Annotated in this window: 12 protein-coding genes; 5 read left to right on the forward strand and 7 right to left on the reverse strand. The window is 58.7% G+C overall.

Translation table 11 applies throughout. The features are described 5' to 3' along the window. The first annotated feature begins 267 nt into the window (after nucleotides 1-267). The 3 genes from FIV46_RS17310 (at nucleotide 268) to FIV46_RS17320 (ending at nucleotide 3,804) form a co-directional block, all read left to right on the forward strand. Nucleotides 268-1,068, forward strand: a complete 801-nt coding sequence (locus FIV46_RS17310; protein WP_139942172.1) for an enoyl-CoA hydratase/isomerase family protein — start codon at nucleotides 268-270, stop codon at nucleotides 1,066-1,068. Nucleotides 1,069-1,118: 50 nt separating this feature from the next. Then, nucleotides 1,119-2,339, forward strand: coding sequence for a CaiB/BaiF CoA transferase family protein (locus FIV46_RS17315; protein WP_139942173.1), 1,221 nt, complete (start codon nucleotides 1,119-1,121; stop codon nucleotides 2,337-2,339). Nucleotides 2,340-2,430: 91 nt separating this feature from the next. Continuing rightward, complete coding sequence (locus FIV46_RS17320; RefSeq protein WP_139942174.1) at nucleotides 2,431-3,804, forward strand: erythromycin esterase family protein; 1,374 nt, start codon at nucleotides 2,431-2,433, stop codon at nucleotides 3,802-3,804. On the opposite strand, the gene FIV46_RS17325 is transcribed toward FIV46_RS17320, so the two are convergent. After that, entirely contained in the window at nucleotides 3,801-5,396 is a 1,596-nt protein-coding gene (locus tag FIV46_RS17325) for an acyl-CoA synthetase (protein ID WP_139942175.1), read from the reverse strand. The two genes, FIV46_RS17320 and FIV46_RS17325, sit on opposite strands and share 4 nt — an antisense overlap. Before the next feature lie 188 nt (nucleotides 5,397-5,584). Between FIV46_RS17325 and FIV46_RS17330 the strand changes: the two genes are divergently transcribed. Further along, the gene (locus FIV46_RS17330; protein WP_139942176.1) at nucleotides 5,585-6,373 is read left to right on the forward strand and encodes an enoyl-CoA hydratase/isomerase family protein; all 789 of its coding nucleotides are present in this window, start codon (nucleotides 5,585-5,587) and stop codon (nucleotides 6,371-6,373) included. 15 nt (nucleotides 6,374-6,388) lie between these two features. Here the strand turns inward: FIV46_RS17330 and FIV46_RS17335 are convergent, their stop codons facing one another. The 4 genes from FIV46_RS17335 to FIV46_RS17350 all read right to left on the reverse strand — a co-directional run bounded on the left by FIV46_RS17335 (nucleotide 6,389) and on the right by FIV46_RS17350 (nucleotide 11,218). Next, nucleotides 6,389-6,802, reverse strand: a complete 414-nt coding sequence (locus FIV46_RS17335) for a hypothetical protein (RefSeq protein ID WP_139942177.1) — start codon at nucleotides 6,800-6,802, stop codon at nucleotides 6,389-6,391. Further along, on the reverse strand, nucleotides 6,799-7,239 hold the full coding sequence (locus tag FIV46_RS17340) for a c-type cytochrome (RefSeq protein WP_139942178.1): 441 nt from the start codon (nucleotides 7,237-7,239) through the stop codon (nucleotides 6,799-6,801). Before FIV46_RS17340 ends, FIV46_RS17335 begins: the two co-directional genes overlap by 4 nt. Further along, nucleotides 7,236-8,816 carry an FAD-binding oxidoreductase gene (locus tag FIV46_RS17345; RefSeq protein WP_139942179.1) on the reverse strand — a complete coding sequence of 527 codons (1,581 nt, stop codon included), beginning with the start codon at nucleotides 8,814-8,816 and terminating at the stop codon, nucleotides 7,236-7,238. The genes FIV46_RS17340 and FIV46_RS17345 overlap by 4 nt, the downstream gene beginning before the upstream one ends. Nucleotides 8,817-8,917: 101 nt before the next feature. Further along, nucleotides 8,918-11,218, reverse strand: a complete 2,301-nt coding sequence (locus tag FIV46_RS17350; protein WP_139942180.1) for a TonB-dependent receptor — start codon at nucleotides 11,216-11,218, stop codon at nucleotides 8,918-8,920. 480 nt (nucleotides 11,219-11,698) lie between these two features. Here FIV46_RS17350 and FIV46_RS17355 point away from each other — a divergent pair, with 480 nt between their 5' ends. Continuing rightward, nucleotides 11,699-13,165: a lignostilbene-alpha,beta-dioxygenase gene (locus FIV46_RS17355; RefSeq protein WP_139942181.1), complete on the forward strand. Its 1,467-nt coding sequence runs from the start codon at nucleotides 11,699-11,701 to the stop codon at nucleotides 13,163-13,165. Nucleotides 13,166-13,240: 75 nt separating this feature from the next. On the opposite strand, the gene FIV46_RS17360 is transcribed toward FIV46_RS17355, so the two are convergent. Beyond that, on the reverse strand, nucleotides 13,241-14,695 hold the full coding sequence (locus tag FIV46_RS17360) for a tannase/feruloyl esterase family alpha/beta hydrolase (RefSeq protein ID WP_181163291.1): 1,455 nt from the start codon (nucleotides 14,693-14,695) through the stop codon (nucleotides 13,241-13,243). 93 nt (nucleotides 14,696-14,788) lie between these two features. Next, complete coding sequence (locus tag FIV46_RS17365) at nucleotides 14,789-16,408, reverse strand: MFS transporter (protein WP_139942183.1); 1,620 nt, start codon at nucleotides 16,406-16,408, stop codon at nucleotides 14,789-14,791. Between the last annotated feature and the right edge of the window lie 7 nt (nucleotides 16,409-16,415).

A 16,415-nucleotide genomic window follows, 5' to 3' on the forward strand; every position in this document is an offset into this window, starting at 1 on the left:
TATTTCTGTTATATTTTCCGGTGCAGCGCCGCCCTCCGGCAGCGATCAGCCATATTGCATGCATTATGCTTTGCCGCAAGTTGGTCCGTCAACGGGAAATATCTACATTTACAGAAACATCAAAAGGTTAGAGACTGTTCCCGGCGGCAGGGAAGCAGGAGTTTAGTTACAAAGGATACAAATATTTTGTCCTGCGCCCCGTCTGGTGGTATCACCACAGAATATTCCGGAAGATTTATGGCCGAAAGATTTATGGGAGTTCCAGCAATGACCGAGACCCAGACCAGCGAAGAGCCCACTGTCCTTGTGGAGGAGAAAGACAACGACATCCTGTTGATCACCCTCAACCGGCCCCGCTCCCGCAACGCCCTGAACCTGCAAGTCTGGGAAGAACTGGACGCGGCGGTACGGAAGGCAGAAGGAGCCACCCCGCCCCGGGCCGTGATCCTGACCGGCGCCGGCGGCTTTTTCAGCGCCGGCGGTGACCTGAAAAGCACCCCGGCCCTGGGCGACGGCGCTTTGGCCCCGGCGGCGCGGCTGGAACTCGGCCAGAAAATCATCCGTCGGCTGCATGACCTGCCGGTTCCGGTCATCGCTGCGGTGGAAGGCGGCGCCTACGGCATCGGCTGGAGCCTGGCGCTGGCCGGCGACCTGATCATTTCTTCGGACGAGGCAAGATATTGCGCGCCGTTCCTGAGCCTGGGCCTGGTGCCGGACGGCGGTTGTGTCTGGTTCCTGCGCCGCAAGCTCGGCGCCTACCAGGCGTCGGAAATTATTCTATCCGAGCGGGTGGTGGACGCAAACGAAGCCTCTGACCTGGGCCTGGTCAGCAAACTGGTGCCGGCCGGCAGCGCTATCGATACCGCCATCAAAATGGCCGCCGGATTCGCCAAGGGCAACCGCCATTCCGTGGAACTGACCAAGCGGCTGATGCGCGACGCCGATGGCAGCGACCTCGCCGCCAGCCATGCGCAGGAGCTGGCCTATTGCAGTATCTGCCAGACCGGACCGGAAGTGGCGAAAATGCGGGCCGAACGGGCCGCCAAGGCAAAAGAGAAAGAAAAATAACTCCTTTACTGCCCGGCACGGCTAATCAAAAAAAGAGGGATATAAGCTTCATGCGTGCACTGGATGACATTATTGTTCTCGACCTGAGCCGGGTGCTGGCCGGGCCTTGGGCGACCCAGACCCTGGCCGATCTCGGCGCCCGGGTCATCAAGGTGGAAAAACCCGGCGCGGGGGACGACACCCGTGGCTGGGGACCACCGTTCCTGACTGACCCTGAAACGGGCGAGCGAGACGATGCCGCCTATTATCTCTGCGCCAACCGGGGCAAAGACTCGATCACCGTCGACATGTCCACCCCGGAAGGCCAGGACATTATCCGCCGCCTTGCCGAAAAGGCCGATGTGCTGGTGGAAAATTACAAGGTCGGCGGCCTGAAGAAATACGGCCTCGATTACCCTAGCCTGAAAGAGATCAATCCGAAACTGGTCTATTGCTCCATCACCGGCTTTGGCCAGGATGGTCCCTATGCACCCCGGGCCGGCTATGATTTCATGATCCAGGCCATGGCCGGCATGATGAGCGTGACCGGCGAGCGGGACGACCTGCCCGGCGGCGGCCCGCAGAAGGCCGGGGTCGCGGTTGCCGACCTTGGCGCCGGACTCTATGCCGCGGTCGCCATCCTCGGCGCCCTGCACCAGCGCGGCCGAACCAGCAAAGGCCAGCATATCGACATTTCCCTGCTCGACGCCCAGGTCTTCAACATGGCCAACCAGGCGCTCAGCTATCTGGTCAGCGGCACGGCCCCGAAACGGCTGGGCAACGGCCACGCCACCGTGGTGCCGTACCAGAGCTTCCCTACCAGGACCGGCCATATGATCATTGCCGTCGGCAATGACAACCAGTTCCGCAAACTGGTCACGGTGCTGGGTCGGCCGGAAATGGCCGACGATCCCCGGTTCCGCACCAATGGTGACCGGGTTGAGAACCGCGACGCCCTGATCCCGATGCTGGAGGAGATGACCCGTGAGCGCCCCAGCGGCGAACTGTATGAACTGCTGGAGAGTAGCTCCATCCCCTGCGGGCCGATCAACACTCTGGAGGATGTATTCCAGGATCCCCAGGTCATTGCCCGCGGATTGCGCAAGGACCTGCCCCACGGCAAACATGGCACCGTGCCCGGGGTGGCCAGCCCGCTGCGCCTGTCCGACTCGCCGGTCAGCTATGACAAGGCGCCGCCGCTGCTGGGGGAAAATACCGACGAGGTGCTGGCTGACCTGCTGGGACTCGGTGAGACAAAGCTTGGCGACCTCCATGACAAGGAGATTATTTGACCCGGGATCGGCAATAACTTGATTCACGTCATGTGAAAAAATCGGAAAAATAGAGTATACTGGCGGCTCAATTCGGTAAATGAGGTGCAGCATGTCTATTCCAACCCCGGACCAGGCCCTCATCGGGGCCCTTGAAAAATACGCCCGCCCCCTTGGCGGCGATTTGCAGGATTATGACGAAATCATCGACGCCGCCAGTGACAGGCACTTTGTCCTGATCGGCGAAGCATCGCACGGGACGCGGGAATTCTACCGCGCGCGGGCGGAAATCACTGAACGGCTGATCTCGGAAAAATCCTTCGATGCGGTGATCGTCGAAGCCGACTGGCCGGACGCCTATCGCATCAATCGTTACGTCACCCAGATGAATGGGGATGAGTCTGCCAATGAGGCGCTCGGCGACTTTGAACGGTTTCCCACCTGGATGTGGCGCAACCATGAAGTAGAGCATTTTGTGCACTGGCTGCATGACTATAACCTGCGTTATATCTCCTCCAATCCTGACCAGGCCCGGCGCACCAGGCCGGTCGGCTTCTATGGCCTTGACCTCTACAGCATGAATACCTCCATCCATGCGGTGATCGACTATCTGGACCAGATCGACCCGGAAGAAGCGCGCAAGGCGCGGCTGCGCTATGGCTGTCTCTATCATTTCATGGATGATCCCCACTCATATGGGCGCGCCATGGACAGAGGTCTGGCAGCTTCCTGCGAAGATGACATTGTCGCGCAACTGATGAAGCTCCGGGAAAAATCCATTTCCTATCTGGCGCGGAACGGTGTCCCCAACGAGGAACATTATTTCAGCGCTTTGCGAAATGCGGAACTGGTCAAAAGCGCTGAGGAATATTACCGCGCCCTGTACCGCGGACGCCAGAACAGCTGGAACCTGCGCGACAAGCATATGTTCGAGACCCTGAACAGCCTGTCCGACTATCTGGAAGAACAGCTGGGCCGCCGGGCCAAAATCGTGGTCTGGGCCCATAATTCCCATGTGGGCAATGCGGCGGCCACCGAGATGGGGCGCCTCGGCGAGTTCAACATCGGCCAGCTGGCCCGGGAACATTATGGCCGCGACGCCCTTTTGGTGGGTTTTTCCACCTGTTACGGCACCGTAACAGCGGCTAATAACTGGGATGAGGACCCGGAAACCCAAATCGTCCGTCCGCCGATTGCCGGCAGCTACGAGGAACTGTTCCATCATGTGAATCACAAGAAGTTCCTGCTCAACCTGCGGGAAGACGGTGAGGTGGTGGATGGGCTGATGACGCCCCGGCTGCAGCGGGCGATCGGCGTGATCTACCGGCCGCAGACGGAACGGCAAAGCCATTATTTCGACAGCTGCCTGCCGGAACAGTTCGATTTCATGATCCATTATGACGAAACCGAAGCGGTGGAGCCGCTGCCCACCGTCATGCACCGGCATAAGGGCGAACTGGACGAAACCTATCCGTCGGGGATCTAGCCGTCCCCGGCAATCGCCTCATAGGAAAGGCGCAGGTCACGCTTCAAAATCTTGCCGCTGGCGTTCTTGGGCAGCGCCTCGAGCGCCACGATATATTTCGGGCATTTATAGCCGGCGAGCCGTTCCCGGCAATAGGCCAGGAGCTCATCAATCTGGACATTCGCATCCGGCTTGCAGACCACGGCCGCCGTCACCGCCTCAATCCAGGTCGGATGGGGCACCCCGAACACCGCCACCTCGGCCACCGCCGGATGGGTGAAGATCACCTCCTCCACCTCGCGGCTGGCGACATTTTCCCCGCCGGTCTTGATCATGTCCTTCTTGCGGTCGACCACATAGAGATAGCCGTCTTCATCCATGCGTCCAAGGTCACCGCTGTGGAACCAGCCACCGCGGAAAGCTTCGGCGGTTTTTTCCGGGTTATTGTAATAGCCGAGGGTCGCCTGGGGGCTGCGATGGACAATCTCGCCCACTTCCCCTGGCGGCACAGGATTATCGCCATCATCCACCACCCGGGTTTCCACATTGAGGGCCGGCCGGCCGGCGGAGCCCAGCTTGCGGAGCTGGTCCCCGGGCCCGAGAATGGTCGCCACCGGGGCAAGCTCGGTCTGGCCGTAAAAATTATACAGCGCCAGATCGGGCAGCCGTTCGCTCAGCTCCTCGATAATGGCAGTCGGCATAATGGACGCGCCGTAGTAACCCTTGCAGAGGCTGGAGAGGTCCACCTGATCAAATTTGGGGTGGCGCAGCAGGGCGATCCAGATGGTCGGCGGGCAGAACAGCTTGGTTACTTTTTCCCGTTCGATGGTCGCGAGAATTTGTTCCGGGTCCGGCCCCGGCAGCAGGATGCTGGTCGCCCCAAGGTAGAGATCCGGCGACAGGAAACAATCGAGCTGGGCGCAGTGATAGAGCGGCAGCGAATGCAGATCCACGTCCCCGGCCGTCATATTGCCGTCGACAATGCAGCTCACATACTGGGCATAGAGCGCCCGGGCGGTCAGCAACACCCCCTTAGGCCGGGACTCCGTGCCGCTGGTGTACATCAGCTGCACCGGGTCATCGTCATCAATCTCCACATAGCGGGCGTCAGTGTCGGGATGGTCAAACCAGCTCTCCACATTCTCCCAGCCCGGTGGCACGTCTGTCCCGGTATGGGGAATGAAGGCGGTGAATTTTAACGCCAGGCCGGCCTCCGCAATGGCCTTCCCGGACAGCTCCACCAGCGCGTCCTCCGCGATCATGGCGCTCACCCCGGCGTCGGACAGGATATAGGCCACTTCGGTGGCATGGAGCATGTAGTTGATCGGCGTCATCACCGCGCCAAGCCGGGCCAGGGCAAAGCGGAGAATCACAAAGGACCGGTTGTTATGGGACAGCAGCGCCACCCGCTCGCCCTTGCCGATGCCCTTTTCCCGGAGAGCATTGGCGGTGCGGTTCACCAGCTCATCCAGTTCCGCAAATGTGTCCCGCTGATCGCCGTAAACCAGCGCCGTTTTGTCCGGCAGGCGCCGGGCGCTGCGCCGTAACAGATCGCCCAGTTGCTGACTTCTGGTTTGGTTGATCGTCGCCTGAAGGTCCTGGTCCCCGGTCATGTTTACCTCCATTTTTTTATTCCTTTGTCATTAAGGTAGCATGTCAGCTATTGAAGTCTATCCGCTTTTCCCATCTTGTGGGACTTGCCAACCCGCTCCGGCTGTATTATCCCCTAGAAAGGGAGCGCCGCCCGGCGCACTGTATCAACGCCGGGCTAACCAAAGCCAAAAAAGGAATCGGACAGGATATGGACTATAAAACCCTTGATGTGGAGCTTAAGGATAACATCCTGAAAGTGACCCTCAACCGCCCCAATGACGCCAACAGCATCAGCCTGCCGCTGGCCAAGGAACTGATGGACCTGTTTACCCGGGAGTGCGAAAACCCGGAGATCCGGGCGGTGGTCCTGACCGGCGCCGGCAAACTGTTTTGCGCCGGCGGCGACCTGGAAACCATGCTGGCCCAGGGCGAAAACACCAAGGTCTTTCTCAGGGAACTGACCAGCTACCTGCATGCCGCCGTCGCCCGCATGAGCGTCATGAATGCGCCGGTGATTGCCGCCGTCAACGGCACTGCCGCCGGCGCCGGCATGGCGCTGGCCTGTGCCGCCGATCTTGCTATTTGTGAGGAAAGTTCCCGCTTCGTGCTGGCCTACACCAAAGTTGGCCTGGTGATGGACGGCTCGTCAAGCTGGTACCTGCCGCGCATCGTCGGCCTGCGCCGGGCGATGGAGCTGGCGCTGGACAACCGCATGCTGTCCTCTCAGGAGGCGCTGGACTGGGGAATCATCAACCGGATCGCCCCGGACGGGGAAGTTGTCGATCATGCCATGGAATGGGCCAAACAGCTGGCCAACGGGCCGACCGGATCCTTCGGCGTGGTGAAAAATATGCTGCGGCAGTCCCTGCAAACCGACCTCGACCGCCAGCTGGAAGTGGAGTCCATGCTGATGTCCGCCGCCGCCGAGAGCGACGACGGCCAGGAAGGGATGCGGGCCTTTTTCGAAAAACGCCCGCCCAACTTCAAAGGATCTTAATTCAGGGGCAACTGATCAGGCCGAAGCCCGGGCCGAGTCCATACGCCACAGGAAGGTGGAAATATTTCCGGTTCTGAGCTGCTGCGGCGCGGCCCGGCGGCTCATGCGGCGACCGCCTTCCTCCAGGAAACCGCGCACCAGCACCAGGTCTGACCAGCGGGTCAGGCCGATCACGTCGCCGGAGGACCGGGCCAGCCGGCGCACCGTCCGCCACAGGACGGCATCTTCACCGGCGATATCCAGAGTCTTTAGGCCCTGGGCGGTCATTTCCCGGGCAAACTGGCGGGACTTGGGCAGCCGGCTGTCATAGACCGCGAGCCGGGCCTTTTCCCCGGCCGTACCGGCCAAACTGCGGGCGGCAGGCCCCAAGGCTACGGCCATGCCGGCCATGCCGGCCCCTGCCATCAGGTTTCGTCTTGTGATGTTCATTCTTTAGCTCCCTCCAAATAGGCGGCGATCTGTGCCAGTTCCGCATCGGTGACATCGACCCGGGTTTGCGGCGGCATGGCGACCTTACCGTGACGTACTACTTCTATCACATATTGTGCCGTCAGGTCAGTACGATTGGCGAGCAGGCCGCTCTCCGGCGGATAGCCGGCCTCGACCCGCTGTTTGGTCAACAGATTGGTGCCCATCCCACCCGGCAGGTGACAGGCGCCGCAGCGGTTGGAGAACAGAACCTCCCCGTCCGCCGTCGATGTGGTGCGGTCGCCGTCCGGCAATGCCGCCCGCATCTGATACTGCGGCACCATGGCGCCCGGTGAATTGATCGGAATGTCCGCCGCCGTTTTCTCAGGCGCGTTATCGCTATCATTACAGCCCGCCAGCACCAACCCGGACAGGAAGAGTATGGCTATCCTTTTCATGACCGGAACTCCTTGTCTGCCTGCCCCCGGTAGGCGGACGGCCAGATCCCCTGCTTGCCCGGGGCGAGGATGCCATTGGGATCGAGCGCATCCTTGACCTTTTCCGTCAACCGCCGCTGGGCGTGGTTATTGAAATCAAAGGTATCCGCCACCGCATCCATCCAGCCGAGGTGAGTGCGATATTCGCCGTAACCGGACTCACGGGCATCCTTGATCAGAGCGTTGAACAGGCTGCGGATATTTTTGACCTGGGCCTCGTCGTCCCGGTCATACATCAGCATGTTCACATTATTGGCGAAACGGCCATGCAGGGTAAAGCTGGCATAAAAATCCACGTCATGCTCGGCGATGATTTTGCGCGAGCGCTTCAGTTGATGCATTACATGTTTGGAATGGGCCGGCACCACCGGCGAGAAGCCCATGTGGGCACCGCGCCCGCCAACCCAGTCACCCATCTGCAGGGCCACGGCCGAGGGCACACCCATAGTGATATCCATGGCGTTGACCGGCTGGCCCTGTTCCCACCATTCATCAACCCAGGGATTTGTAAGCTTGCCGTCGAAGGCCTTTTTCACCGCGTTGGCCCGGGCCTGGACAACATCACGGTCGCCATAGAAGCGCAGGCTCACCTGCCAGTAGCCCAGGTTATGTTCCTTGAGCAGTTCCTGGACCCGCCATTCGGGAATAGCCCCCGGCTTGTCCCAGAAATCCTCGCGCCGTCCCAGCAGCACCATCTTGCCGAGCCAGCTCGGGATAAAAATCGACTGGTCGATCAGGCCGTTGATCTTGAGCGGCGCCAGCGTATCAATGACCCAGCTGATATCCTCTTCCTTGGGAATATCCACAGTGATTTGCAGCGACGTCTCCGGCGCCGGCATCAGCCACAGGCCCATCTTGGAGACAATGCCCAGGTTGGACTGGCTGAACATCTGATCCCAGCTGGGGCCGTAACTGAAAGGAAACAGGTGAGACGCCTTGTTGTTCTCCATCGCCCCCATGCCGGTGCGCACCAGATCGCCGTCCGGCAGCACCACTTCCATGCCGCAGATATTGCGCGCATTGGTGCCGTAGGGCGTATAGCCGATGCCGTGATCCAGGGCATTGCCGATCACCGAACCCCAGGCATTGCCGGGGACCGACAGCCACAGGGGAATATTATGGCGCTGGATATGTTCATATAGTTCAAAGAAGCCGACCCCGGGCTCTATCACGCAATAGGCCAGTTCCGGGTCCACTTCGTGGATTTTATTCATCCGGCCCAGGTCCATCACCACCGTGCCCGGCATGCGGGGCGCGGCGGTACCATAGCCCAGGTTTTTGCCGCGCGACACCGGCCACAACGGCGTCTTATTTTCGTTGGCGATTTTCACAATCGCCTGGATTTCCTCGGTCGACGCAGGGGCCACAGCGGCGGATGGCGGCCATTCCTCTTCAGAGCCGGGCGCATAAATATCAGAGTAAACGTCCCGATCCTGGTCCGTCGCCAGCACCCACTCCTTGCCGACAACGGCTTCAAACTTTTTCAGTGCGGCGTCGAAATTCGCCGGGCTGACCCCGGGGGGAAGCGTGAGTTTCATATGATCATCCCTGGTTCGAGGGTTTTTAAATATCAAAGTGTCCTGAAAAAGAGAAAGGGTGTACATGACACCCTTTCCCGATTGTTCTATGAGATCAAGACTTAGAAGTCCTTTTTCACATTCAGCATCCACTCACGCGGTTTGCCGAGAGTGTCGTAAGAAACGCCTGTGAAGCCGTACAGGGCAGAGAACTGAGACGTCTTGTAATATTCGTCAAACAGGTTGGTCACCGCCAGAGAGACAGCCAGGTCCTGGTCGGCATTGCGCCAGGTCAGACGGGCGTTGCCAAGAGTATAACTTGGTAGAAAAGCAGGATCGCCGAGGCCACGGCCAACAAACCGCTTATCAATGTAGGTCACATCAAAGCGCGGCGTAATGCTGCCGTTGTCGCCAAGATCGGCTTCATACTGAATGCCAAAACTTGCCTGCCAAGACGGTGTAGAGCTTACCCGGTCTTCAATGTTGATGCTGGTTGCCCGCTCATCGACCCGGTTCCATTTGGTGTCGATATAGCTGACGGAGGCATTGATGCTCAGGCCATCTACAGGCTGGGCTTCCAACTCAGCTTCAACACCCCAGAATTCAGCATCGCCGCCGTTGAGAACCACGCCACAGGGGCCGCCGCCATAAGCGGTACAGTCACTGATCGGAATCTGCAGATCGGTGTAGTCGTTATAGAACACAGCCATATTCAGGCGGACATTTTCCATCGGCTCAGCCTTGAAACCAAGCTCATAGTTGGTAAGGGTTTCAGGATCGAATGAACCTTCCAGGGCCTGGGTGGCGTTAAACGGACGGGCGGTAACCCCACCACCTTTAAAGCCGGTGGAGATGGTCGCATACCCCATGAACGTATCGGTGAATTTATAGTCTACCGTCACACGATAGTCGACCTGGTCACCGCTATATTCAGCCGTCACTCCGTCGAGGGAGCCCAGTGCGAAACTTACCGTGCCGTCATAGTTCTTGCGGACAAAGGTATAGTCCTTGCTTTCCTCAGTATAACGCACACCAGCCGTGATGGTCAGGTCGTCAGTTACACTTGCAATCACCGTACCAAAGACGGCAAAACTGTCCGCATTTACCGGGTCGTTACCCTGGAACTGCAGGGCAAATCCCGGGATATAGCGAATATCCTGAATCGTATAATAGGTGGTCAGCTGATCGGAATAGAACGCACCAACCGTGAAGTCGATCCCTTCAGAGACTTGACCGTTCAGGCGGATTTCCTGACTGAAGAAATCGTGCGACATATCGTTCCAGCCGCCGGCGCCAAAGGCGGGATCCGCCGTGGAGTCGTCATCGGTACCCCATTTGGCGTTAAATTCACGGTAGGCCGTGATGGACTGCAGCTGCAGGGTATCGGAAATCGCATAGTCGATATTTGCTGACACGCCCCAGCCTTTAAAGCGGCTGCGCGGATCAAGAATATTCGCCGCAGATGTTTCCGTTGCCGGCAGATAGTAATTTGCATAGGTACAGGTTGGTCCGCAAATCATGTTCGGGTTGAAATCACTTACGGTAACCACATCCGCCGCAGCCGTCCGGTCTACGTTTGTGACATCAGCCGTAATCAGGATATTCAGCTTGTCATCAGGGGCGTAGTTCACCATCCCACGCAGGGCTGAATAACCTTCGCCGCCCAAGCTGTCAAAGTTACAGCGCCCGCCGCCGGATGCCAGAAGTGCAGCAATACCTTCCGGATTGCCCGGATTGGCGCAGCCATAGTCTACCCGGTCAACCCAACCTTTTTGTTCCTTGTGAACGCCGGATACGCGGGCATACAGTCCTTCGGAGAGAGTGAAATCTGCACTGCCGCGAATATCGATCAGGTCGCGGCTGCCGTAGCTCGCGCTAACATAACCCTGGCTTTCTCCAGTAGGACGACGAGATACCAGTTTCACAGCACCACCGATGGAGTTACGGCCGGTCAACGTTCCCTGCGGTCCGCGCAGAATCTCGACCCGCTCCAGATCCAGAAGATCCATAACGGAACCGGTCAGGATCGGATAGTAAACGTCATCCACATAGATACCCACGCCGGGCTCGTACGCCGGGTTAAAGTCAAACTGCCCGACGCCGCGGATTTCACCGCCCAGTGAGGGGCCGAAAGCGGCGCCAGCCTGAATGAAGTATACGCTCGGCGCCTGAACAGCAACATCAACGATGTTGACCTGGCTGCGGGCTTCCATCATTTCGCCGGAAACGGCGGTGATCGCCAGCGGTGTTTCCTGAAGATTCTGTTCACGGAACTGGGCCGTAACCACAATCTCCTCCAGGGTCATTACTTCGTTTTCTTCCTGTGCGACGGCAGAAGTCGCTGAACCCAACGCCATCAACGCAGCAAGGGATACCATGCCGGCGCGATAGTGTTTTCTGCCATTAAGCTTTATCGATGTCATAGAAAAACCTCCCATAATTGACTCAAGACATCTCGTCATAAGATTGTCTCCCGATAGATTTGCTTCCCTATTGGCTTTATTATTTAAGCCAGCGCCTTTATGGCGCTTATCTGTTTGTATAACATACTAACGAATTTTGGCAAGACTGCTATATAACATTTGTTTTCATTGTGTCATTTTTGTCATTCATTTTTGCGATTAACCACCGTGACACACCAAAGGAGATACTGCACTTTGTATCCATTTTAATCGCCTATTTCCCATATATTATCAGTTAATTCGATTTTTTCGCCGTTCTGGGATACATTATGGTATAATGCAACAGCTCCCAACGCAAGCCTGTAAATGCAGCAAAACGTTACAAACATAACACTTGATATGTTTTTTAAAATTCAGTATCACTTTCCTAAAATAGTTTGTTACACATACTAATAAGAAATATAGGGTTTTCAGGCAAACTAGAGAGCGGGAGGTTCCCAGATGACGCATTTTCCAGACACGCCGAGCTTTACCGGCTTTAACACCCCTGCACGCATCGAGGCCGACATTATCGACCTGGACATTGAAGGCGAAGTACCCGCCGAAATGAACGGCGCCTTCTACCGGGTCCAGCCGGATCCCCAGTTTCCGCCCAGGCTGGGCGACGACATCGCCTTTAACGGCGACGGCATGATCACCCAATTCCGGATCAAGGACGGTATCGTCAGCCTGCGCCAGCGCTGGGCCAAGACCGACAAATGGAAGCTGGAGAATGAAGCCGGCCACGCCTTGTTTGGCGCCTACCGCAATCCGCTGACCGATGACCCCAGCGTCAAGGGCAAGATTCGCAGCACCGCCAATACCAATGCTTTCATCTTCGCCGGCAAGCTCTGGGCGATGAAGGAAGACAGCCCCAGCCTGCTGATGGATCCGGTCACACTGGAAAGCGACACTTTCGCGACCTGGGACGGGGCGATGAAAAGCCAGACCTTCACCGCCCATCCCAAGATCGATCCGAAGACCGGCAACATGGTCGCCATCGGCTATGCCGCCAGCGGCCTGTGCACCGACGATGTCTCCTATATGGAGATATCCCCGTCCGGAGAGCTGATCCGCGAGGAATGGTTCAAGGTCCCCTATTACTGCATGATGCATGATTTCGGGATTACCGAGGATTATCTCGTGCTGCATATTGTGCCCTCTATCGGAAGCTGGGAGCGGCTGGAACAGGGCCTGCCCCATTTCGGCTTTGACACCACCCTCCCCGTCTATCTCGGCATCATCCCGCGGCGCAGCGGACTCGAACAGGAAGACATCCGCTGGTTCAAGCGCGACAACTGCTTCGGCTCGCATGTGCTGAATGCCTGGCAGGAGGGGACCAAGATCCACTTCGTCATCCCGGAATCGAAGAACAATTTCTTCCCCTTCTTTCCTGACGTGCATGGCGAGCCCTTCAAGCCGATGGAGGCCATGACGCGGCTGACCGACTGGACCGTCGATCTCGCCTCGAACGGTGAGGAATTCGACGCGATTACTCCACTGACCGAGACGGTCTCGGAATTCCCGCGGATCGACGATCGCTTCACCGGCCAGAAGACCCGCTACGGCTGGGGCCTCGAGATCGACATGAGCCGCCCGGTCGAGCTCAAGGGCGGCAGCGCCGGCGGGGTACTGATGAACTGCCTGTTCTTCAAGGACTTCGAGACAGGCAAGGAACAGCATTGGTGGTGCGGCCCGGTGTCAAGCCTGCAGGAGCCTTGCTTCGTGCCCCGCTCAAAGGACGCCCCGGAAGGCGACGGCTGGATCGTCCAGATCTGCAACCGGCTCGAGGACCATCGCAGCGACCTGCTGATCTTCGACGCCCTGGACATTGAGAAAGGCCCTGTCGCCACCGCCAGGATCCCGATCCGGCTGCGCTTCGGCCTGCACGGCAACTGGGCCGATGCGGATGTCATCGGCGACGTGTAAGCAAACAGATCATCGTTAAATGCACAACAAGCCCGCTCCTGCTGCAGCGGGCTTGTTTTTTAGGTGTGAATACCTTTATTCAGATGCGCGGCACTCGAAACTCCCTGCCTGATCCGTATCCCCTTCGCCTTTATAAACCGCCACCTGCGGATAGGGACACAGCGGCCGGGTTCTGACCACGGCGCCTTCCTTGTCAACGCCCGTGGCAATCACCCGGTCCGGAGCCTCGCCTTGCTCGACCCATTTCATGATCGCCCCGATCATGTCGAAACGATTGGGCCCCACCCCGCCGCGACAATGATCCATGCCCGGCACCATAAACAGGCGGAAAAATTCATCCTGCGTCTCGGCCCCCATGGTTTTTGTCACCTGCTGGTAATAGTCCACTGTGTTGTAGGGAGACAGCCAGGGATCGGTCCAGCCATGATAGGTGATCAGCTTGCCGCCCCGGGCTTTATAGGCTGACAAATCCGTCTTCCAGGCGGAGAGACTGTCCCCGAGCCTTTTGTCCAGTGCGGGAATATCGCGATCCGGATCGAAGGTTTCCGGAGTCCAGTCCCGCTGATCCTCGGTGACGATTTCGGTAAGGGCCAGCTTCTGGTCGATTACCGGCACCCACAGGAACGGGGTCGCGCCATAGGCGTTGCCGGGATATACCGAAAGCCCTTTGGGGGTCTTTTCGGGGCCGTAAAGTTTATCCGCCAGATCTGTCTGCGCCTGGGTCAGGCAGCCTTCGGTCTGATCCTTTTTACAGACCAGCTCCCGGGCCGAGAAATCGCAGCTTCGCGGCTGGCTGATGATACCGTCCTTAACCCCGTCCACCGGATCGCATTTGGCATAAGCCGCGGCAATCAGCAGCTCCACTTCCGGCTTTCCAAACATGCCCTCCGGATTGGCCCGTTTCATGGCATTGACCCAGAAGTCGCGGCTCTGCAGCCGGACGAAATTATTGGCCGGGGCCCCGGCGACAATGCCGTCATAGTCGTCCGGATATTTCTGGGCTTCCGTCAATCCCTGCCAGCCACCGGAGGAACAGCCCATATAATAGGATTTCTTTGGCCCCTTGCCGTAATGGACGGCAATGATTTTCTTGGCAGTGACCGCCAGGAGATGGTGGGCCCGGTGGCCGAAATTTTCCACCCGGTCCGGATGGCCCCTGATCCAGCTGACATCAAACATATGGTCCGGCGTGACATGGCCGGTGTCGGTGGAGGCCGTGGCGAAACCGCGCATCACCGCTTCGTTCATGGCCGGAAAGTTCAACCCGCCCGAAAAGCCGCCGTTGCCGACGGCCTGAAAGCGGTCATTCCAGTCGAGTGGCAGCCAGACCTCAAAGCCGATTTCCTTTTCAATGACACCTGCCACCCGACAGAAGGCCGCATCTGTCCCCGGGTTGGGTCCGGCCAGAAAATTGAACACGGATGAAGGGAATGGCCACGCCTCGCCCCCCGGGATATCCTCTGCCACCGTTATGCGGACATCGGGAAGGTCGAGCGATTTAAGGTCGGCACAGTTGTTGGCATGGGCCATAGCCCCGGATCCGAAAACAGCAAAGACTGCCAGAAACCCCCAACAACTTCTTTTAACTCGGTTCAGCATAATCTCCCCTTTCCAAATTGGGAATCAAACCTTTTCCCCGGCCGCCCGGGCCCGATCCAGAAGCGTCGCCTCATCCTTCGGCAGCCGCCGGATCAGAACAAAGGTCAACAGGATCAGAAACGGCGAGATCCAGTAAAGATTGAGGATCGCCCCGGCCAGGTCGCCGCCGTTGATGTCGCTCATCAGGCCGATCACATAGGGACCGAGGCCAAGGCCGAAAATGGTCATGGTCAGGATATAATAGCTCATCACCGTGCCGCGCATGCGCGGCAGCACCAGGTCCATCAGGGTGGCGTAGAACGGCGGCAGCCACATGGTCAGGATCAGGCCGTAGCAGGCAAAACTGAAATAGAACATCTCGACCGATTTGGACATGAAGGTGATGATCGCCAGCGGCAGGGACAGCGCCAGCGAAGCAAAGGTGACATAAAGGCGGCCACCGGCGAAGCGGCTGTTGGCCCAGTCGGACACCGGCCCGGCAATCAGCGGCCCGATAATGCCGATGGCGGCGATCATGGGACCGAACACCAGTCCCACTTCGGTGGGTTTCTGGCCGAAGGCCGTGATCAGATGGGTCGCCGTCCAGGCCATGACCCCGTAATTGATTATGGTCTGCAGGGCGACAATGACAATCACCATGATCATGGACGGGGTCTTGACGATCAGTTCAAAGGACGGCTTGTCACGAAGCTTGAGGGACTGCATCCAGCACAGGATGACATAGCTGCCGAAACCGATCACCATCCACTGCAGCTCATTACCGCCAAGATTCAAGGAACCGATCGACAGAGCGACCGGGTTTTCTTCCCTGAGGCCATTGGTCCAGGTGATCATCCCGGTCGCGGCCAGGATGATGGCCGCCAGGCCGCCGATATTGACAGCCCAGTCCCGGGCCCCGGCTTTCAGGCGGCTCATGGTGGCCCAGACCAGGCCGGGCAGGATCGAAGTCAGAGTCAGCCAGCTCTCCCGGAACGGATGCGGTTCGTCATGATGATCGATACCGTCGGCAAGCCCGCGCCGCGGTTCCTTGGTGCGATACATCAGATAGCCGAGGATCAGGCCGGGAAGGGAAGCGACAAGAAATGCTGCCTGCCAGTCGCGCAGGCCAAGCGGGGCATTGCCGTCCGGCCAGGCCGCATCCCAGGCATCAGCGACCGCGCCACCGACGGTCAGGGCACCGCCGAGGCCAAGGGCGATGGACGCGGCGATAATCGCCGTCACCGTGCCCCGCTGCCGTTTCGGGAACACATCAGAGACCAGGGACATGCCGGCCGGCTGTACGCTGGCCTCGCCCACGCCGACCCCGAGGCGGGAAATGGCGAGCAGGCCGAACCCGTTGGCCATGCCGCCGAGCGCGGTCATGATTGACCAGCCGAAGATAGACAGGCCAAGCAGTTTGGTCCGGACCCAGCCATCGGCGAGGCGGCCGAGCGGCAGCGAGAAAACAGCATAAAACAGCGCAAAGACAGTTCCGTACAGCAGCCCCATTTCCGCATCGCCGATATGGAGGTCTTCCTTGATGCGCGGCATCAGGATGGCCAGGATCTGCCGGTCCACCATGGACATGGCCTGACACAGGCCGACCAGGGCCAGAATATACCATGCTGTCCTGCCGCCCAGCTGCGGTGTGACATTATCTTTCATTGTCTTC

Origin of the sequence: Emcibacter nanhaiensis (assembly GCF_006385175.1) — a bacterium.
GTDB classification, from domain to species: Bacteria; Pseudomonadota; Alphaproteobacteria; order Sphingomonadales; family Emcibacteraceae; genus Emcibacter; species Emcibacter nanhaiensis.